This is a genomic window from Desulfogranum marinum (assembly GCF_016918565.1).
Lineage (GTDB): Bacteria > Desulfobacterota > Desulfobulbia > Desulfobulbales > Desulfobulbaceae > Desulfogranum > Desulfogranum marinum.
Window position 1 is genome coordinate 35,591 of the sequence record NZ_JAFFQD010000026.1, and the last position, 18,820, is coordinate 54,410.

Here is an 18,820-nt window from a genome sequence, read left to right on the forward strand (position 1 = left end):
CAGATGAATAACAAATGAACTTAAAATGCTCTGATCGTAGGATGAAAAGGGCTTTTCGGTCAGGCATTAGTTAAGGCTGCACCGCAGGCTTTAATGATAGCTGCTGTGTTAATGTTTGTTGCTCGCCCGCTGGCTGCAATGGTCAGTTTGGCTCCGTTGAAATTTTCCTTGAGGGAACAACTTTTTTTGGCTGGGTTGGTCTGCGCGGGGCTGTGCCCCTTTTTCTAGCCATTATTCCGGTTATCAGCCCCGGCCCGGTTACGGTGGAGTTTTTCAACGAAGTGTTTGTCGTGGTGATAGCATCACTCGTCATCCAAGGCTGGTTCATCTCTTTTGCGGCCAAGGTTTTGAAAGTTAAAGAGTAAGATGCAACCTTAGAATTTGTCCTGAAATACCTTGAAGAGCCCGCTTCGTATCCTCAGGTTATCTTTAGCTGATCTTCAATCATAAATTCCTCAACGTAGCACAGTTACGCCTGCGGCTGTGTTCAATGAGAAGATCCAGGTCTAACCTGAATATGAACTCGATATTTTCCAATGTATTTGCCGGCAGCCCATTACAGTAAGTAGATGCCATTATTGCTGCGCATAAAATTTTACTTCCCCACCACGTCCAGGCAGGACACTGATTTCTGTTGGTTCCCCTTGCTCATTTAACCGAACTCTGCCTACACTGCTTTCGTTCACCAGTTGGCGGGCGTCATGGTTGTCTGGCCTTCGCGCTTTAATGCGCATCTTACGCCGCCTGGTAAACCAGTTAAGGGGCGATCGGCTGGCATACAGCCAGCGATTGGCTCTATCAAACCATCGTAGCAGGCGATGGGGGAATTCATTTTTAAAGCCGCTACAGGTAATTTGCCAAATGTTGGGGCTGTTACGGCGATATCTCAGTTTGACGTCGTAGGCAAAGGAGTAATGAACATCACCAGATAAGATGACGAAGTTTTTGGGGGTGTGGCGGTGCCTGAAAATATTGAGGATAACGTTGGCTGATCCAGGGTGGGCCATCCAGTTTTCTGCATCAACCACCAGGGGATGTCCACAATAGGTAATGATTCGCTGTACCACCTCAATCAATTTGACTCCGAAAATAGGGGCTGGTGAAATCAGCAGCACGGAAGGTTGGTGCATTAATTCCTGCTGTAGTTCAGACAGGTCTTCCCATTCCATCAAACCAGAAGGTTTTGTCAGACTGGATTCGGACCACCACCGATTGGTACGGGTGTCGAGAACAACCATTTTCGGCTTGGTCGGCAGACTGTAATTCCAAGCTTCAAATTTGAGCAGGTAATTAATCAGTGCATCCTGTTTTTCACCGCCTGGCTCATGAAAACAATCATGAACATGCTCAAGGAAAACTCCTTCAAATTGTTGAGGATTGTTTCCCCACCCCTGGAAGAGAAAATAGGCAATAAGGGCGTTACCTATAATACGCCTTGAAAAAGGGTGCTCATAGGCAACCTCTTCCCACCCGCGGCTCAAATTCCAGTCGTCGGTGACATCATGATCATCAAAGATCATATACGTGGGCATGTGCGCCAGGAGTCGTTGAACATTGCCAAGACCCTCTGCAAAGGCACCAACATCCTTGCTTTCTGTCTTATATTGTTCCCGGTTTCCCTCAGGTATGTCTCCGGAATCCAAGTCTACATATTTCCAGAGAGCAGGCGACCATATAAGCAGGTACATTGCTGCTAGCTCAGCCAAGGTGACCAGGTGGTTGTGTGCCGATGCGGTGGTAAAGATCGGTTTTCGAACTCCTCCGAAAAAACGATCCCGTAAATTTTTGGTTTCTTTGTTGTGGGGCAGGAGTTCCTCCCGCTTGTAGTAGCAGAACTTGCTGGCTAATAATTGGTCACTGTCTGCGACAACTGCACCGGTCAAGTGTTCCTTGAACAAACCCAATTTGGCGGCAGCCTGGTGAATGGCAACCAGCATTGGACCACCGACGTCATCGGCATAGATCTGGTCCCCGGTCATCATCAGGAGTGCCGGGCGCTTTTCCGGCTTGGTAACGGTTGTTGCCAGTTCGTTGTCAATACGGAGCAAAGCGTCCTTTGAAGGGTCGTGCGGCTTGCGGCATGATCCATGGAGTATATGGTCCAGCACCGGCTTCACCACAAAGAGTGGCCTTGATTGTCCCTCGTAGACAATATGTGACATGCAGTCCACCAAGCTGGACTCTTCCTGTCCATTGTGGAAAAGCAGGTCATACTGCAGAAGCTCTTCAGCTGGGAAAGGGTCTTGGGGCTTGAAATCAATCAGATAAATATAGGCATGTTCACCAATCCGAACTGGAGGTGGTGAAAAATCTCCAATATCGCCCTTGAAAAAGCAGTGCTGATCTGTATGGCGATAGAGACATAACGACATGGACAACTCGCTGCTGGTTGCAACCCACAGGACAAGTTGATCACGGGTTACTCGACGAAGAATAGGGCCTGCAATAATGGGCGGTAAGTCTGCATGTTGCTGCATGGGATAAAGAGGCTGATTGTGATGTCGTTTAGAAGGGTAGTGTACTCTGCGCATACCCTAGCCAAACCATTTGTTGGTGTCAATTTACTTCGGGCTCTTTTCAGGCATCCTTAAGAGCGTTAGTTTCCCCTTCCATGTAGAAAGCAATTGCTGCTGGTTGCAAGATACAAGAGCTGTAGTAAAGTGGCCGCAGCCTGTTTCCACAAGTGATCAATAAACCAGCCAAAGACAAAAATGATTCGATATTTGTTACCCATACTTTTAAGCCTGTCGCTCTGTGCATGCGAGGATACCAACCTGTTTATGGTGACCGGAGCAGTGACAGATGCAGTGACTGCAATCACTTTATCCGATAAGCAGGTAAACAGCCTTGCTCGTCAGGCCGCATATACGGCAGACAGTAAACACCAGATTGCCCCGCAACAGAGTGACTATGATCAACGCATAAGGCGGTTACTCAAGGGAATCTCTGCGACTGATCAAACAGACTTCAATGTTAAAGTCTATCTGGCCAAGGATATCAATGCCTTTGCCATGGCAGACGGAAGTATAAGAATATACAGCGGCTTAATGGAGCTGATGAATGATCAGGAACTTTTGTTTGTGATCGGCCATGAGATGGGGCATGTAATCAAAAAGCACTCCAGGGAAAAAATGGTGCTTGCCTATGCGGCAAGTGCCCTGAGAAAGGGACTGGCGTCCCAACAGAATGAGATCGGTCAGCTTGCCGGGTCAATGGTAGGTGGTTTGGTTGAACAGCTCACCTCAGCCCAATATTCCCAGCACGAGGAACGTGAGGCCGACCGGTACGGCGTGAAGCTGCTTACTGATAAGGGGTATGATACGGGCGCAGCTGTTTCGGCCCTTCAAAAGTTGGCAGCATTACCCGGCCGGCATACCTTTTTTTCCAGTCATCCCGCACCGGAAGCTAGGATTGACGCCTTGCTCAAATATGGGAAAGAAGACAAAGAACATGATTCTGTGACGCGTACCGTGTTTGGCTATGCAAAGCGTGTGGTTATCCTGCTGCTTCGTTCTGTTGGGCTTGTCATTAAGTGGCTCCTCTCTTTGCTTTGATTCACCCTCCAAAAAAGATTCGAGGCAAATGAACGTACAGAATAGGTCGGTGAAAGGAAATGTCAGCAAGTTGTATTGTTTTTCTTTTCTCAAGATGACCCTTTTTCCCATGGCGATTATTACACTATTCTGGAAGGATCAGATTGGTCTTTCTCTGGCTGACATTTTATTGTTGCAGGCAATATTTTCCGGGACCAGTGTCCTGTTTGAGTATCCTTCCGGGTATATCAGTGATCGTTTAGGGTACCGGGTCGCATTGATACTGGCTTCGATGCTGGCCATCATTGGGTGGACGTACTATCTTTTTGCCGATACCTTTGTGCAAGTCCTGTTGGCCGAAATTATTTTGGGATGTGCCTGGGCATTCATCAGCGGATCAGACAGTGCCTTACTGTTTGAGACCCTGCGTAGTCAGCAACAGGAAGACGGCTATGCCCGGTTTGATGGACGTATGACTGGCTTTGCTCAGACCGGTGAGGCTGCGGGAGCGCTCTTTGCCGGAGTGATGTATGCAGCCTGGCCGCTTTTCCCTTTTGTCGGCCAAATAGCTGTGTGGTTTGTTGCACTCCTGCTGTGCTTGAGCATGAAAGAGCCTGCTGTGGAAGGAGAAACGCACATCCATTCCCATCTTGCAGAGGCGCTCAAAACCTGTCGATACGCGCTGCGGGAAAACCGCCATGTGCGGGCAACCATCATTTTCGGTGCTGTGCTGGGGCTTGCTTCTTTTTATACAGTTTGGCTTATCCAACCCTATATGCAGGAGAGCGGGGTACCTGTAGCTTGGTTCGGACCTGCATGGGCTGGTGCCAACATGACAGTGGCCTGCTGTTCCCTTATCAGTCATCGCTTGCGCTTTGTGCTGGGGGACAGGTGGCTGATCGCTCTTTTTGTGTTGCTGGTTTTAGTCGGGTATGGCGGACTCAGTATGCTGACAGGGGTGTGGAGTTTTCTTTTTTACTACGTGCTGACAGCCATGCGCGGATTGCAGGGCCCAATAATGCGTAATCATCTGCAACATGCCGGCAGTCGCCGAAACCGTGCCAGTATCCTTTCTCTGCATAGTCTGGTTTTCCGTTTTTTGTTTGTGCTCACGGGGCCACTGGTCGGTCTGGCTGCAGACAATTACGGGTTGCGTCCTACTTTTGCTTTGTTAGCGTTTATGTTTGTTGTTTTTCTTGTCCCATTATCCAGGCTTTTTCTGGCAACTCTTCCGGCTGGACCGGGAAGGACCAGCAGGGCATAAGGGTGAGTCATCGTTATTCGCTCATATCAACGCCAAGATAACTCTGAGGTGACTGTACAGGTGAGAAGTAGCAATATCAAGGTGCTGGATTTTTATAGAATACTTGGTTATCAATGTGATGATGTGGTGAGTTTAGGAAAGCGTTTATAGTCCAATTATCTGGAGCAACATATGAAATTGAGCAAGGAAAAGACGACCATAGGTTTTGTTGGCATCGGAGTGATGGGTAAGAGTATGGCCGGGCACCTACTTGGTACCGGGTATCCGCTCCACATCTATACCCGCACTAAAAAAAGTGCAGATGATTTGGTCGCAGCTGGAGCTGTTTGGGCAGAGTCTGTAAAGGCATTGGCTGAAAAATGCGATGTTGTTTTTACCATGCTTGGTTTTCCACCGGATGTAGAAGCCGTGTATTTCGGGGAACAGGGGCTACTGATGAATATGAAGCCTGGGACATATGTGGTCGATATGTCCACCTCACGCCCTGATCTGGCCATGAAAATATTTGAAGCAGCAACTTCCAGGAAGGTGCATGCGCTTGATGCTCCTGTTTCAGGGGGAGACATTGGGGCACGTGATGCGCGCCTTTCGATCATGGTGGGCGGTGACCAGGAAACGTTTGATACCGTTTTGCCGCTCTTTCAGCTGATGGGAACCAATATTGTACTCCAAGGAAGCGCTGGAAGTGGACAACACACGAAAATGTGCAACCAGATAGCCATTGCCGCTGGTATGATGGGTGTGTGTGAAGCCTTTGCTTACGCAGAGAAAGCCGGTCTTGACCCAAAAAATGTCCTCAAGAGTATAGAAAGCGGTGCTGCTGGGAGCTGGTCCCTATCCAATCTTGTACCGCGGATCATAGCCGGGGATTTTGCCCCCGGTTTTTACGTGAAGCATTTTATAAAGGACATGGCTATCGCCATAGAGGCTGCCGACAGCATGGGCCTCGATGTTCCCGGTTTGAAGCTTGCCAAAAGCCTCTACGTCAAACTGGCCGAGGCTGGTGGTGAGGACTACGGTACCCAGGCTCTTTATAAACTGTACTCCTCCAAATAAGGTGTGGTAGACGGTCGTTTGTGCAGATTTTGAGCACAAACGACCATTGTAAATCATTTAGCTGTTACTAGCGCCTGACATCTATTGAGCCTCCTCCTCCCTGGTCTCAGGTATAGGTGCAGTGATAGGCGTTAGTCCCGGTTTTGTTGCAGGTGCCTGTCAGGCCACCACAGGTCGATCCGGGAGGAGTGTCAGCACGTACGCTAAAGGAATCACCACTGTTATCATTGAGCAGGGTGACACGCCCATTGGCGCTGAGGATAAAACCTTGTATTTCCGAGCTGCAGCCATCACTGATGATGAAGTTGTTAATTGTTCCGCTCGCATGGTTCCTTGTACAGGAGGTATCGCTATATGTCAGCTGTAGGTACCTGAAATAATATCGCAATTTTGAATGATGTCTTCGGTGGTAACATTACTGTCACTGCATCCATTGAGTAATAACAAGGCTATGGCTGAAACTGTGAGTGCAAGATTTTTCATTCTTCTCCCTTTTTTTTAGTGAATGGAAAAATGCCCTTTATTGAGCAAGGTACCGTTGAGGTGGACACGATAGGTCCAGGTACCGAAGAGCTCGTCGCCATAGCGTGAGCCGGTGAGCATCCTGGAAACGCGCCCTTTTTTCGGTAACTTTACTGCATAGATTTTGTCAATTTGTGTAGTATTTTCAGAAACGATGATTTGGTCAGTTGTTTGTCCGCGGAGGGTACCTGTAGGATCAATCCAGTCAATGACCAGGCCGTATTCCTTTTTTTGCATGTTATGGCAGGAGAAAGCATAAAAGATATCTTCCTCCGGGATAAATGTTGTCATTTGTTTACCCCGAAAAGGCGTTCCATGGGTGGTGCCGGTACACTGCGCCGCATGGAGAGCGGAGAGGGGTATGAAAAAAGAAGGCTTGCAGCCAAAAAAAGGGCAAGTGTATTGATCGGGGCAGGATGGTGCCAATATGTGGTCGGGCAGAGCAGATAATATGCTTTGAAGAATCCCTGTCCTTTACTCTAAATATTGTTGCCTGAAGTATTCTTCTTGGCAGTTCCTGTAACGAGTTGAACTGCCAATTGTAATCGATCCTGGGCAGGATTGAAGAAAATAATGAGAAAAAGCAGGGAAAACGGTATTATCCGAGGAAGGCTGGCAAAGCTATTGACGCCCATCAGGCTGTTTTGTACTCTTTTTTAAGATCTCCTTTTTTTCGATTTTCCAGCAGTGCTCATTGCAGCCTCTTTTTCATAAACACAGCGTGTGAGGAGAATATGACGACAGGTGCACCCCGCGAACTTATTGTCCCCCATCGTAGAATCCCGTTGGATATCCCAAAAGATGTTGCGCCAACGGAATTTTTTAACAGTCCTTGTAATCTGCGTCACTTAGCAAGGGAAAATGGACTGCTGCGCAATCCAGAGGGTTTTCTCCTCTATCGTAAGGCCATCGGGCATTCCAATCTTTTTGATACTTCCATTATTTTCGATACTTCCCAAAAAGTTCTCGACCCCATGGGTAGACCGGTCCGACGCGATCAGCTTACACGGGAGGAAAATATTGTTTTCAGCCGAATGACCAAGGTGGTTTTCCAATATATGTTGGAAAAGTATCCTGACCCAACAGAGCACCTCGTGTTTTGCGGTGAGGCCAGTTTGGATGCAACCTGGCCGTTGAATAAACCAGGAGTGCCTAGTGTGCGGATGATTCATAACCATTTTATGGTGTTTGAAAATGCCATGCTGGCCAACGCACCCCATGCCGCACCTGATAACCCGAATTTGACCGACAGCGGCCAAAATGGATTGTTTTTGCAATATCTTAGTGAGGTGTATCTTCGCTTTTTTGCAGAGCTGGACTTGGAAGTATTGCGGCCCATCCCCCCGGAAGAGGGGAAGTTGCGCATAACCGGCTACCCACAGGGATTACCAAGCTGGGAGGTTGTCGGCGGCGCTGCATCACTTGGCAGGGGCAAATTTTGGCACGAATACGATATGGTGCTCAAGGGATTCCTTGATTTTTATCGAGTTTTTTTTGCGCTGGTCGCTGCAGAAGATACAAGAATACCTGCCACTGCCACTTTTCCGAAACAAATCGACAACATTTTGCTTTTCAGTGATCAGTTTCATCAGGCTGCCAGGATGCTGCGTTTACAGGTTTTGGAAGATCCGGCCTTTGCCAATGAGATTCGTTGGCAGCCTGCGTATAAGCAGCTTATCTATCGGGATGATAAAGGACGGTTGCTTGTCACCATCAGTCAAAATTCGGTGGGCAATGCAATCACTGAATTACTTGGTATTGTGGTGAAGCGCATAGCTGACGAGGCCGCCTATGCGCAAGTTGAAGCAGCGTTGGTGAATCAATTGCTTGAGTTGCGTAACAGGCTGATTAAGTATAATCTTGGCGCTGCCGTTGCGACACCGACATGGCCCCATGGGCGTTTTGTACCTCCCGCCCCATCATAGCCGGCGCCGAGTAATATGGGTACAATCTCCGGAGTATGGTTTCTCCGGAGATCGGCTTCATCGTTACTAAAAGGTAACGATTTCCGTATTACCCAATAGGGTCTGCAGCTCTTTTTGCCAGGAGCTGCCGCCAATTGTCTTTGCCAGCTTTTCTGCGAAATGTATGGGCTGCAGATTGAGTGATGCGGTATTTCTGCTTAACCCGGAGATACACGAGGGGCAGTTGGTCAGGATTTCAGTGGGTTGTTCCTTCTCCAGGGCATGTTCGATAGCCTGCCGTTTACGGAGCAGCATCGCATTGGAAATGTCAGGCCTGGAAAGAGCCATGGTACCGGCTTCGGAACAACAATTTGGTACTGCTGTTACCTGGCTGCCAAGTGCAGTCTGGATAGCTACCACTCCTCTTCCTTCCATGGAGTCATGACACGGAGTATGGTAAAAGAAACTGCCTGCACCATTGGTTGGGATTTCTGCATTTCCCTTTTCGAGCACAAATCGGGAAATGTCGTTAATTTTACAGTCAAAAATATCCTCAACCCCCATCTCGTTTAAGGCTTCCCTACAGGTTCCGCAACTGACCACAAACGCATCAAAAACGATGTAACCCAGCATGTCTCTAATCTGGCTGAGAATAATAGTGTCACGCAGGCTGATTTCACCATGCATCTTTTTCTTTGCGTTTACTTTTGCCGGGAATCCGCAGCAGAGGAAAGGCGGAGGAAGTACGATCCTGATATTATTTTTGAGCAGAATATAGACCGAGGCCATGGAAATTTCCGCATAGAGGCGTTCAGAACCACAGCCTGGGAAATAAAACACAGTTTTATCGCTTTTCGCCGCAGGCGGATGGATAAGGAGCGTCTCACTGTTAGTGCAGGTCGGCAGGATATCGTGCAGGGTCTTTTTTGAAGCGGGTGCCATCTGCGACTGCAACAGCTGCAGCGGTTTCCAGTTTTTGGTTGTAATGGATTCAGGGGCTTTTTTCATGAGTGTTACAGCCTGGCGCTGAACCGCAGCACCCCATTGAACAACCGTTTTGCGGAAGGCAGCATTAAACAGTTTATTTCTATTTTTCAGGTAATACAGTGACATCCTGGTTTGCGGTGGAGAGTGTTTATAGCCAAGGCTTCCCAAAATTTCCCTTTCTAAAATAGAAACCTCAGCCGTGTCGATGTCAACTGGGCAGGGTGCAAGACATTTCCTGCACATGGTGCAGTGGTCTGCAATCTCTTCCAGGTATTTGAGTTGATTAAAGCGAGGAAAACGCGAGCGCTGCATGTCATAGAGCAGGGCTTCAATCAGGGCACCAATGACCAGGTTTTTATTGCGCGGGTGGAAATAAAGGTTGGTACCGGGAAAAAAGACACAGCAATCTGCCTTACATTTACCGCAGCGGATACAGCGGGAAATTTTGGATGCCAGTGTTTCCAGAGACCCATGCTGCAGAATTCGCGCCTCAAGTTCGAGCAGGTTAAACGATGGAGTAAAGACCTTTTCAATGATTTGCCGATCATTGAGCTTACCAGGATTCATCACTCCTTTGGGATCAACTTCCTGCCTGTATTGGTTCAGGGCTTCTACTCGTTGATCATCGAGAAATTTCATTTTCGTAATACCGATACCATGTTCACCGCTTACGACTCCGTCGAGCTCCATGGCTTTGGCCATGATATCTTCAGCGGTTTTTTCTGCGCGTTTCATCATGAAGCGGTCATTGGAAAAAACCGGTATATTGACGTGAACGTTGCCGTCACCGGCATGCATATGGGTGGCGATGACTATTCGTTTTGTCCGAACATTTTTATAAATTTTTTCAATGTTGGAGCTAACCCTGCTGTATCCACGGAACAGTTCAAGCAAGTCTGCCTTGAGCTGGTTGATGTAAGCGTGGTTGCGGATTGATTCTTCAGTACGCTGCTCAAGTTTTGCCAGGGTCTGATGACACAGCTCCTCGGCCTTAGGCATCTTGGCCACAAGCCAGTCAGGATCCTCTATAGGGTCTGCTGTTTCAAGGTAGGCAAGGGTTTCATGAATAAAGTGCTGTTTGTTGTAAATGTCTTCCTCTATGTTGTACGCATCAACATAGCGGGCAAATTCAGCCAGGGCCGGCAGTGGAAGGACTATATCTTCATTGAGCTTAAAGGCGTTGGTACGGGCGGCGATTGCGCCGAGCTGTTTGCGATCTCGCCAGAATCGGGCGGCCTCATCGGCATTTTTGGCAATAAATATTTCTGTGTTGACGAAAGGCTCTAGCAGTTTAACCAGACGTGAACGACCGTTTTCAAGCTGTTCATCGGTGTGGGCAACCATATCAATGAGCAGTACAGCTTTCGGGCTTTCACTTCGAGCAGCTTTGAACTTGTAATTAATAGCCTTGATATACTCGTCGTCAAAATGCTCCAGAGCCATGAGCGCTTCCTGTCCCTGGTTGGTCAGTTCCTCAGAAATTTCAACAATAACCCGGCTTGCCTCGTCCATATCCTTGCCAAAGAATTCCAGGCAAAAGGTCATTTTCTTTTCGTAGGCCTTGTAGAGGATAAATTCTGCTGACGTAATCACCCCGTCGGTACCCTCTTTTTGTACTCCTGGTAAGCCTTTGAGCGCCTTGTTGGTAATATCCTTCCATAATCCTTTTTTACGAATATCGTCACCACCGAGCTCAATGCGTTTAACCTGCTGGCCCCTGCTGTTGTGGATGTCGAACACGACTGTGTCATCAGGCAGGATTTTACGCAGAGGATGATTGATCCGCCGTACTGTAAACAACTCTCCCCCCGGCATGGCGATATTATAGGAGAGGATGTTATCAATGGCGGTTCCCCATAGAACCGCTGTCTTTCCCCCTGCATTTTCAGAGATATTGCCGCCAATGGTTGAAGCCCATGCACTGGTAGGATCAGTAGCAAAAACGAGCCCTTCTTTGTCTGCAAAGGCCATGGCATCCTGGGTGATCACACCTGCCTCAAGATGCATAACAGGTACCTTTTCATGACTGTCGTCTGCAATGCTGCGGTAGGTTATGGTAGATATATGGTTGAGTTTTTCCGTATTGATGATCACGCAGTTGTCGCCCACCGGTACACTGCCGCCGGTCAGCCCTGTACCGCCACCTCTGGGGATAACGTGCAGTCCCATGTCTTCGATGGTTTTTAAAAGGGGTGCTACCTGCTCTTCGGCATCAGGGCGAAGAACCGCAAGCGGCAGATACAGACGCCAATCCGTCGCATCTGTGGCATGGCTCATCAGGGAAAAGGGGTCAAAACAGACATTGTCCCGGCCAATGATCGCACCTAGTTTTTTTTGGATTTTTTCACGGCTGGCTTTTGCACCGCTGATCTCTTTGTTGAGCTTTTTCAGCCTTTCAAGACATTGATTAACCAGATTGACGACCTTGTTGCTTCGGCTATAGTCAACTCCGACTCGCTGTGCAGTGTTTTTGATGATGGAAAGGTCTTTTTCAGCGGTTTTGAAAAAATGAAGTCGTCGGCTGCGGGAATCGATCAGTTCCTGGTAGAGAAAGGGGTTACGACGTAAAATGAACAGATCTCCCATGAATCGCATGACCAGACGCGCTGAGCGGCCTGTTACCCGTTGGCTGCGAAGCTCCTCCAGGTCTGACCAGACGTTTTGGCCAAAGAGGTGTTTGATAATCAGCCTGTCATCTGCTGAGGTGAAATTATAAGGAATCTCGCGATAGGTGTTTGTGTTCATTGTACTCGTTCAGTTATCGAATTTATATATCATCGGGCAACCAGAGATGCAGTTGCTAACATATTGTTTGTGCGATCAAAAGATACTACGGGAACTCGTTGGTAGGATTACTTCGTGAAGAGGTGTTCTATACAACAGACCTGCAATAGTATTGTGTCTTCGATGCAATTGTTTCAGATAAATCCATATGTAGAGGCCAGAGTTCTAAAACGAATGCACCTAAGTGTACGCTTGGTGGCCTAAAATTGCTATTATAATTTGTGAATGCTTGAAAAAAGAAGAAACGTTACATGAATGGAGGGTGTATGGAGACCATAAATATTGTTACCGGCGATATCACCGCCATGGAAGTGGATGCAATTGTCAATGCTGCAAATAATTCCCTGCTCGGTGGAGGGGGGGTGGACGGTGCCATTCATCGCGCAGCTGGATCGGAGTTACTTGATGCGTGCATTCCGCTTGGAGGTTGCGCTACGGGAGAGGCCAAGATAACTCCTGGATTCAATCTGCCGGCGCGTTATGTTATCCACACTGTCGGACCGATCTGGCGAGGAGGAAGCAGCAATGAACCAGCACTGCTTGCTTCATGTTATCGTAATGCATTGCTTCTTGCCGAGCAGTACCAGCTGCGCTCAATAGCTTTTCCCGCTGTCAGTTGCGGGGTGTATGGTTTTCCCGTAGAAAAGGCCTGTGCCATTGCCTATGATGTGGTCTATGGGCATCTTCAACAGGAAACCACGATCTCTGCAGTCTATTTTGTCTGTTTTAATGAAGAGATTAAAAAGGCTTATGAGCAGGCTGCAGCCCGTTATTAGGTGTTTGGTTTTAACGATTTTCTTGTTTCAAGCCATTTTGATACAGGGGCCGCAAACCATCCGATGGGACGGAAGTAGTGGTATTGTCATTTTGCCTGTGTTGGTTTTTCCACGCCTGCCAGAGCAGAGTTCCATCCCACTGGTTTCCATTCCCTGCGCCTCCATAAAGGTAGGCATTGAGTTGCGCAACGGCATCCTGTAAAGCCCCTCTGGTTTCCTGGCTGGTAGTCAATTGGTTGAGAAGCTTACGGGCCGCTTCGGCTTCGCCTGCCGCACATGCCTTGTGGAGCTGTTTTTCAAGGGTACGTATGGCAGCTGTGTTGTTTGTGTCAGTGGCTTGATCGAAGTCCCTGCTGTGCTCGGCTGTGCCTTTTTTCCACCAGGCAATAAGGGTAAGCAGCCAGCAACAAGCAAGTACTATACTGGTCCAGAACCAGCCTCCTCCTTTCGTCCAGAATGGTTGCGGAGCGGCTGCAGGGACTTTTTCCGGAGAAATCGGTGTCGCTATCTGTGCCGGCGAATCAATCGGTGCCCGTACCGGTGCAATCGGCGGCAGGACCTGGAGAGTAAGAGGCTCAAAGCTGAGCTGTTGCAGCGTATTTGTTGTCGTGTTCCACCAGGAAATTGGCTGAGGAGCGAGAGTTACTTCGCCTGCCTGAGACGGAATCAATGTGATTTTCTGAGTCAGGACCCCTGTCAGACCTTTGTCAGTGAGAGTATTTTCAAAATTTGCCTGGTCAGGATAAAGGCGAACCGTCTTGTCTAGCGGCAATTTGGGTTCAGGCAATCTGGCTGCCGGTAATCCTGCCGCGTTGATGGCAAAGTTGATGGTGATTGGCTCTCCAGCCCGAATTTCACCGGTGGTCTGGTTAAGTTCCATTTTTCCTGTGAGTTGTTGGCTCGGTAGCCAGGGCAGAGTTGCTTGAGCAGGCTTTTGCTTAACCTCCAGCCGTAATTCCTTGGATCGTATTCTTTTGGTCGCTCCGGCCTGGGGAAAGGGATCGAAAAAAGAGGTGGAACGTGTCCCTACCTGGCCATGGAAAAGGAGTGGTGGAATAACCAGCTGCCCAGGTTGTTGGGGAAATAATGCATAGCGACGTTCATTGACCCGGTAATTGCGTCCATTACGGGTGGTGGTGTACTCGCGAGCATCACCAAGTTTGTGCACGGTGGTATTTTCAGGTTCTGGTTCCGAAAGACTGCCGCTTGCCAGGGAGGCCCCTACATAGAGGCGAACTGTGAGCAGGACCTGGGACCGGACAAAGGGTTTTTCCGGTGTAGCGCGAACTTCTAGAAAGAAATCCTGATTACCTGCCGTAGTACCGGAGGGTTGAGCCGTGGTGACAATCAGTTCCACTGCATTGCTTTGTTCCTTGCCCACTGCGATGGGGGGGATGGTCAGCTTGCCTATTCTCTTGGCCATCAGGCTGAGTTGGTACTGCTTGGAACGACTGCTTGTGCCGTTGATGATCTGCATGTTGGTGCTGCTGCCCTGGGCAAGGATTTCAAAATCCTTGTTCAGGGGAGAAAAATCCGGTTCTTTTCCAGATGGATCATTGATGATGAGCTGGTACGTTACTGACTCATCAATGACGATCGGATTTCTGTCCACACGGGCAGTGATTAGCCCGCCAAATGCATTGTCAAAAACGCACAGTGACAGAAAAAGGAGGAAGAGGGAAAGAGATAACCTGTTCACCATAACTGTTGTTCTTGTTGTTTCGGATGTTGTTGTTGATACTGGTAGCGAAATTTTCGACGCCAGAGTCCTCCAGGATCATCAGGTATAGTGCGAAGCCACTGTTCCTGTTGCCTTTGCTGCTCGTCTTTGTTGTGATCTGTATCAGGCTGCGCGTGGAGTTGGTCTTGTTCAGCTTCTTTTTTTGCAGGATTTTTTTCTTTTGGTGCGGTAGGTGGTTGTTCCTGCTTTTGTTCAGCTGGTTTGTCCTGTTGCTGGTGGTTGTTTTTCTGTTGATTTGAGGCGCTGCCGGTTTCTTCTTTATTTTCCTGCTCTGCTCTATTTTTGGGCTTGTCTTTTTCGGCCCCTTGGCTTTCGCTTTGTTGCTGCTGTTGCTGCTGTTGCTGCTGTTGCTGCTGTTGCTGCTGTTGCTGCTGTTGCTGCTGTTGCTGCTGTTGCTGCTGTTGCTGCTGTTGCTGGGCTTTTTCTAACAACTCTTTGTTGTACTTAGCGTCAGCATTGTTCGGATTCATTTCCAGCGCTTTTTGGTAGGCTGCCAAGGCTTCTTCATAGCGCCCCATTTTGGCAAGAATATTACCTTGATTATAGTGGGCATCGCTGGTCTTCGGTTCCGGCAGTTTCTGCAAAGCTTTTTCATATTCTTCAGCCTGGTAATGAGCAGCAGCCTGCCATTTCGGATCAGTAAACATTTTGGCCGCCTCTGCCGGTGATTTCTCGTTGAGTCGTTCAGTCGCCAGCTGGTTTTTATTGCGCCACAAATCATGCCACTCAATAGCGCTTCCTTGCTGGGGGTGTCCAATAACGAGAATAAATGGAAGAATGAGGATGCCTTTGCGGAAAAGCAGCAGGGCAAGGGGGAGCAACAAGGGAATAAGCCAGTAGCCTTCATCCTGATAAAGGACAGTACGTTGCCTGGTTGTATCGGCAGCTGCAATGCGATGGTCAGCCTGCAGTGGGTCGACCAGGTCAATGAGATCGCTGTCATCATTGCTGAGGCGGTGATAACGACCACCTGTAATTTTTGCCAGCTGCTGTAAAGGGGAGGGCTCGAGCCTGGTCAGTACCATATTGCCTTCCCGGTCATAAAGGAACCCCTTTTGCGCTTGCGGGATCGGTGCTCCTTTGATGGTACCCATACCCAGGATGGACATACGGTAATTTCCAGCTTTTTCGGCAATACTTTCCGGGGAAACAGATCCCAGACCGTCGGTTATGAGCAGAATGTCTCCTTTTTTGTCCCCAGTCTGTTTGATCAGGTTCGCGGCTTTGGCCACTGCCAGATCGGGACGGGACCCCTGCGCCGGTATGAGGCTGGAATCCATGGCCTTGACCTGCATGGCAATGGTTGCCATGTCGGGTGTGAGAGGACATACTGTAAACGGGGTGCCTGCGTAGACAACGAGACCTGTCTGCCTATCCTGTCGTTGTCTGAGTATATCAAGGATTTTCAGCTTTGCCCGTTCGAGTCTGGTTGGTTTTATATCAGCTGCATCCATGGACTGGGAAAGGTCCAGCACCAAAACAAGCGAGGCCATGCTTCTGTAGACAGGTTGTTCTTTTTGGCGCCATGCAGGCCCAGCCATGGCGGTGACGGCAATCAGGGAAAAAAGTCCCAACGCAATGGTTGTTCTTTTTTTGCTGGATCTGGTGGAACCTTTGAGTACATGGGGGGCCAGAGCAGGATCGACCCATTGCTGCCATGCACGGCTTGCCGCCTGCTGCACTATAATATGCCTGATCAGAGGGATAAGGAGCACAAGCAGGCTGAAAAACCAGGGACGGAGGAAGTGGAATTCGTTCATCTGCGGCCTCTTGCAAGAACCAGTAAGGGGCACAGCAACAGTGCAGCTCCCAGTGGCCACACATATAATTCAGATTTGGGACGGAAGAACTGATTGCCGGTCAGTACAGGTTCCATATCATCAATCAATGCATAAATTTTTTCCAGTTCACTGGTATCTTTTGCCCGAAAATAGTGACCATCCGTGATGGTTGCTATACTGGAAAGTGTTTTTTCATCAAGCTCTGCCGATGGGTTGACCCGTCGTTTGCCAAACAATGAGTTAACGAGCATTTCATCGGCTCCCACACCGATGGTGTAGATGGTGATCCCGGCCTGCTTGGCAAATGCAGCAGCTTTTTCAGGATCGACAGTCCCTGCAGTGTTGGTTCCATCGGTAAGGAGAATAATAACTTTATTTTTTGCGGGCAACTCCTGCAACCGTTTTACCCCCAGACCAATGGCGTCTCCGATGGCTGTTTTTTCTCCGGCAAGCCCTATTGCTGCTTCATTGAGTAAGGTTTGTACTGTTTTCCTGTCAAAGGTCAGTGGAGCTTGGAGGTAAGGCTGGGTGCCAAAGAGCAGCAGGCCGATACGATCACCTGTCCGTCTTTCAATAAATTCACCGGCAACTTTTTTGGTTGCCTCAAGACGTGTGACATACTGGTTGCTGAGCTGTAAATCTTCGGTCTGCATAGACCCGGAAAGGTCAATAGCCAGTAAAAGGTTCCTGCCAGAGACCTGTATCTCAATGGGAGGTCCAAGCCATACCGGCCGAGCGGCAGCGATGAGCAACAGTATCCAGAAAAATGCGGCCAGCAGGAAAAAAGATGTGTTGCTGAAAATCTTGCCACTACGGTCGGCGTAAACGGAAAAGTCTTCTGCAAACGGCACCTGTAAAGCCGCCTCCTCGGTAGAGTCAGCAGACGGCATGAAGCGGCGGATGAGAAAAGGAAAAGGCAGTGCCGCCAACATCCAAATCCATTCAAATTGCAGCATTCTTCCTCCATGGTCTTGCGGGAAGCGCAACGAGCCACTGGCGGCAGACATCGAGCAGTGCTGTTCCGTCCAGCTCAGCCTTTGGGTTGTAGGCTGCTTCCAGGAGTTGTTCGCCCATAGGAGTATGAAACAATTTGAGATGACTCTTTTTTTCACCGGGACAGCTATCAAGAAACAGAAGCCATTCTGAGCCGGTTAAAGAGCTGCCGTTGTTACCGGGAAAGCGAGTCAGGCATATTCTGCGTAAAAAAATGGAAACCTGTGCGGCCAGAACGTGATTGTCCGGTTGTTGCTGATAGTTGTTTTGGATTTTTTCTAGTGCTTTGAAGGCGTTCCTTCTCCATGTCTGTCTCCGGTAGTGTCGATAAAGCAAGTACAGCAGAGCCACGATGACTGCCCCGAGCAGGAGTAGCATCCACCATCCTACGGCCGGTGGCCACCAGGAGACCGGAGGCGGAAGGTGGTAATCTTTCAAAGGAAGTGGTGGCGAAGTCGCAAGAGACTGGAGTGAAGCAGGAGTGCTCATCGGGTTAATGCCTCCCTAGCCCATTACGGATGGTTTGCACCAGATCGGCATTGGTTGCGAGGGAAATCAGGTGTAATCCCTGCTTTACGCACAGAGCGCGCAGATACTCACTACGCAGGGCAAAGGAAGCTGCATATTGGCGACGAAAGGGTGCGTTGCCAGTATCGATGATGGTTGTCCGGTCACCGTCGGTAACCTTATATCTTCCTGCCGGGGGGAGCATGGTTTCCAGGATATCGTGAATATGGCAGAGGACGATATCATTGTGTCTGGCTATTTGGCTAAGCTGCATTTCATCGTCACTGGTGATGTTGCGCATATCGCTGAAAAGAAAAACAAGGCTCCCGGATTTGACTACCCGTCTGAGGCGTAGAAACGTGTCGCCCGGTGCGCTGAATGAGCCTTTTTTCGGGTGCTGCCATGCCGGATGCTGGACCAACTGCTGAAAAAAATGGAGAACGCCCCTTTTCCCTTGCAAGGGACGGACCTCAGTGTGATGGTCGGGTGAGGTGATGATGCCGCCGACGCGATTGCCCTGTTGAGCCGCATTCCATGCAACAAGTGCTGCTGCATGGGCTGCAATCACCGACTTAAAAGCCCCCTTGGTAGCAAAAAACATAGCAGGATGTAGGTCTACCCAGAGAAAAATTTTTCTTTCCCTTTCTTCCTGGAACACTTTGGAATGGGGCTTGCCGATTCGTGCTGTCAGGCGCCAATCAAGATGACGGATGTCGTCGCCTGCCTGATAGGGACGTGCTTCAGTAAACTCCATACCGCGTCCACGAAAGGGTGATAAAAAATTTCCCGATTGCAAAGAACGAATAGTATCTGACTGCAGGGGAAGTATTTTTTCAAAGCGCTTGTAAGCCACAAGGTCATCAATGACCAGTGATGCCGGATTGGCGTAATCGGTTTCCTGTTGTTGTGCGGTTTTTCTAAGTCTAGGTGTCAACATGGAATGTTCGACGTATATCCGTTATTGCTCGACCG

The 18,820-nt window shown here is 49.0% G+C and carries 17 protein-coding genes; 8 read left to right on the forward strand and 9 right to left on the reverse strand.

The window, feature by feature from the left end; all coding sequences use genetic code 11:
- Positions 1-212: 212 nt before the first annotated feature.
- The gene (locus JWH17_RS14515; protein WP_205223351.1) at positions 213-365 is read left to right on the forward strand and encodes a hypothetical protein; all 153 of its coding nucleotides are present in this window, start codon (positions 213-215) and stop codon (positions 363-365) included.
- A gap of 210 nt (positions 366-575) precedes the next feature.
- Here JWH17_RS14515 and JWH17_RS14520 read toward each other — a convergent pair whose 3' ends face one another.
- Positions 576-2,531 carry an alkaline phosphatase D family protein gene (locus tag JWH17_RS14520; protein ID WP_205223352.1) on the reverse strand — a complete coding sequence of 652 codons (1,956 nt, stop codon included), beginning with the start codon at positions 2,529-2,531 and terminating at the stop codon, positions 576-578.
- A 180-nt stretch (positions 2,532-2,711) separates the two neighbouring features.
- On the opposite strand from JWH17_RS14520, the gene JWH17_RS14525 reads away from it, so the two are divergent.
- The 4 genes from JWH17_RS14525 (at position 2,712) to JWH17_RS14540 (ending at position 6,220) form a co-directional block, all read left to right on the forward strand.
- Positions 2,712-3,554, forward strand: a complete 843-nt coding sequence (locus JWH17_RS14525; protein WP_205223353.1) for a M48 family metalloprotease — start codon at positions 2,712-2,714, stop codon at positions 3,552-3,554.
- A gap of 28 nt (positions 3,555-3,582) precedes the next feature.
- Positions 3,583-4,797, forward strand: a complete 1,215-nt coding sequence (locus JWH17_RS14530; protein ID WP_205223354.1) for an MFS transporter — start codon at positions 3,583-3,585, stop codon at positions 4,795-4,797.
- Between the two features lie 171 nt (positions 4,798-4,968).
- Positions 4,969-5,853: an NAD(P)-dependent oxidoreductase gene (locus tag JWH17_RS14535; RefSeq protein ID WP_205223355.1), complete on the forward strand. Its 885-nt coding sequence runs from the start codon at positions 4,969-4,971 to the stop codon at positions 5,851-5,853.
- Positions 5,854-5,974: 121 nt separating this feature from the next.
- Positions 5,975-6,220: a hypothetical protein gene (locus tag JWH17_RS14540; RefSeq protein WP_205223356.1), complete on the forward strand. Its 246-nt coding sequence runs from the start codon at positions 5,975-5,977 to the stop codon at positions 6,218-6,220.
- Here JWH17_RS14540 and JWH17_RS24130 read toward each other — a convergent pair.
- Complete coding sequence (locus tag JWH17_RS24130; RefSeq protein WP_269755864.1) at positions 6,211-6,336, reverse strand: hypothetical protein; 126 nt, start codon at positions 6,334-6,336, stop codon at positions 6,211-6,213. The genes JWH17_RS14540 and JWH17_RS24130 overlap by 10 nt on opposite strands.
- A 15-nt stretch (positions 6,337-6,351) precedes the next feature.
- Positions 6,352-6,666 (reverse strand): hypothetical protein, encoded by a 315-nt coding sequence (locus JWH17_RS14545; protein WP_205223357.1) that lies wholly within the window; start codon positions 6,664-6,666, stop codon positions 6,352-6,354.
- Between JWH17_RS14545 and JWH17_RS14550 the strand changes: the two genes are divergently transcribed.
- Positions 6,667-6,825: a hypothetical protein gene (locus tag JWH17_RS14550; RefSeq protein WP_205223358.1), complete on the forward strand. Its 159-nt coding sequence runs from the start codon at positions 6,667-6,669 to the stop codon at positions 6,823-6,825.
- A gap of 284 nt (positions 6,826-7,109) precedes the next feature.
- On the forward strand, positions 7,110-8,300 hold the full coding sequence (locus tag JWH17_RS14555; protein WP_205223359.1) for a hypothetical protein: 1,191 nt from the start codon (positions 7,110-7,112) through the stop codon (positions 8,298-8,300).
- 66 nt (positions 8,301-8,366) lie between these two features.
- On the opposite strand, the gene JWH17_RS14560 is transcribed toward JWH17_RS14555, so the two are convergent.
- The gene (locus JWH17_RS14560; protein WP_205223360.1) at positions 8,367-12,011 is read right to left on the reverse strand and encodes a DUF3683 domain-containing protein; all 3,645 of its coding nucleotides are present in this window, start codon (positions 12,009-12,011) and stop codon (positions 8,367-8,369) included.
- A gap of 305 nt (positions 12,012-12,316) precedes the next feature.
- Between JWH17_RS14560 and JWH17_RS14565 the strand changes: the two genes are divergently transcribed.
- The gene (locus JWH17_RS14565; protein ID WP_205223361.1) at positions 12,317-12,826 is read left to right on the forward strand and encodes an O-acetyl-ADP-ribose deacetylase; all 510 of its coding nucleotides are present in this window, start codon (positions 12,317-12,319) and stop codon (positions 12,824-12,826) included.
- 10 nt (positions 12,827-12,836) lie between these two features.
- On the opposite strand, the gene JWH17_RS14570 is transcribed toward JWH17_RS14565, so the two are convergent.
- The 5 genes from JWH17_RS14570 to JWH17_RS14590 are packed head-to-tail and all read right to left on the reverse strand — an operon-like array spanning position 12,837 to position 18,785.
- Complete coding sequence (locus tag JWH17_RS14570; RefSeq protein WP_205223362.1) at positions 12,837-14,528, reverse strand: BatD family protein; 1,692 nt, start codon at positions 14,526-14,528, stop codon at positions 12,837-12,839.
- Positions 14,522-16,327 (reverse strand): VWA domain-containing protein, encoded by a 1,806-nt coding sequence (locus JWH17_RS14575; RefSeq protein WP_205223363.1) that lies wholly within the window; start codon positions 16,325-16,327, stop codon positions 14,522-14,524. Before JWH17_RS14575 ends, JWH17_RS14570 begins: the two co-directional genes overlap by 7 nt.
- Entirely contained in the window at positions 16,324-17,304 is a 981-nt protein-coding gene (locus JWH17_RS14580) for a vWA domain-containing protein (protein WP_205223364.1), read from the reverse strand. The genes JWH17_RS14575 and JWH17_RS14580 overlap by 4 nt, the downstream gene beginning before the upstream one ends.
- Positions 17,291-17,830: a DUF4381 domain-containing protein gene (locus JWH17_RS14585; RefSeq protein WP_205223365.1), complete on the reverse strand. Its 540-nt coding sequence runs from the start codon at positions 17,828-17,830 to the stop codon at positions 17,291-17,293. Before JWH17_RS14585 ends, JWH17_RS14580 begins: the two co-directional genes overlap by 14 nt.
- Positions 17,831-17,834: 4 nt before the next feature.
- Entirely contained in the window at positions 17,835-18,785 is a 951-nt protein-coding gene (locus JWH17_RS14590; protein WP_205223366.1) for a DUF58 domain-containing protein, read from the reverse strand.
- Positions 18,786-18,820: the final 35 nt, after the last annotated feature.

Excerpts from the sequence above, each read along its gene's own strand:
- JWH17_RS24130 (WP_269755864.1), bottom strand. The coding sequence starts at position 6,336 with ATGAAAAATCTTGCACTCACAGTTTCAGCCATAGCCTTGTTATTACTC.
- JWH17_RS14570 (WP_205223362.1), bottom strand. The coding sequence starts at position 14,528 with ATGGTGAACAGGTTATCTCTTTCCCTCTTCCTCCTTTTTCTGTCACTG.
- JWH17_RS14560 (WP_205223360.1), bottom strand. The coding sequence starts at position 12,011 with ATGAACACAAACACCTATCGCGAGATTCCTTATAATTTCACCTCAGCA.
- JWH17_RS14555 (WP_205223359.1), top strand. The coding sequence starts at position 7,110 with ATGACGACAGGTGCACCCCGCGAACTTATTGTCCCCCATCGTAGAATC.
- JWH17_RS14565 (WP_205223361.1), top strand. The coding sequence starts at position 12,317 with ATGGAGACCATAAATATTGTTACCGGCGATATCACCGCCATGGAAGTG.
- JWH17_RS14580 (WP_205223364.1), bottom strand. The coding sequence starts at position 17,304 with ATGCTGCAATTTGAATGGATTTGGATGTTGGCGGCACTGCCTTTTCCT.
- JWH17_RS14535 (WP_205223355.1), top strand. The coding sequence starts at position 4,969 with ATGAAATTGAGCAAGGAAAAGACGACCATAGGTTTTGTTGGCATCGGA.
- JWH17_RS14590 (WP_205223366.1), bottom strand. The coding sequence starts at position 18,785 with ATGTTGACACCTAGACTTAGAAAAACCGCACAACAACAGGAAACCGAT.
- JWH17_RS14575 (WP_205223363.1), bottom strand. The coding sequence starts at position 16,327 with ATGAACGAATTCCACTTCCTCCGTCCCTGGTTTTTCAGCCTGCTTGTG.
- JWH17_RS14545 (WP_205223357.1), bottom strand. The coding sequence starts at position 6,666 with ATGACAACATTTATCCCGGAGGAAGATATCTTTTATGCTTTCTCCTGC.
- JWH17_RS14520 (WP_205223352.1), bottom strand. The coding sequence starts at position 2,531 with ATGCGCAGAGTACACTACCCTTCTAAACGACATCACAATCAGCCTCTT.
- JWH17_RS14525 (WP_205223353.1), top strand. The coding sequence starts at position 2,712 with ATGATTCGATATTTGTTACCCATACTTTTAAGCCTGTCGCTCTGTGCA.
- JWH17_RS14530 (WP_205223354.1), top strand. The coding sequence starts at position 3,583 with ATGAACGTACAGAATAGGTCGGTGAAAGGAAATGTCAGCAAGTTGTAT.
- JWH17_RS14585 (WP_205223365.1), bottom strand. The coding sequence starts at position 17,830 with ATGAGCACTCCTGCTTCACTCCAGTCTCTTGCGACTTCGCCACCACTT.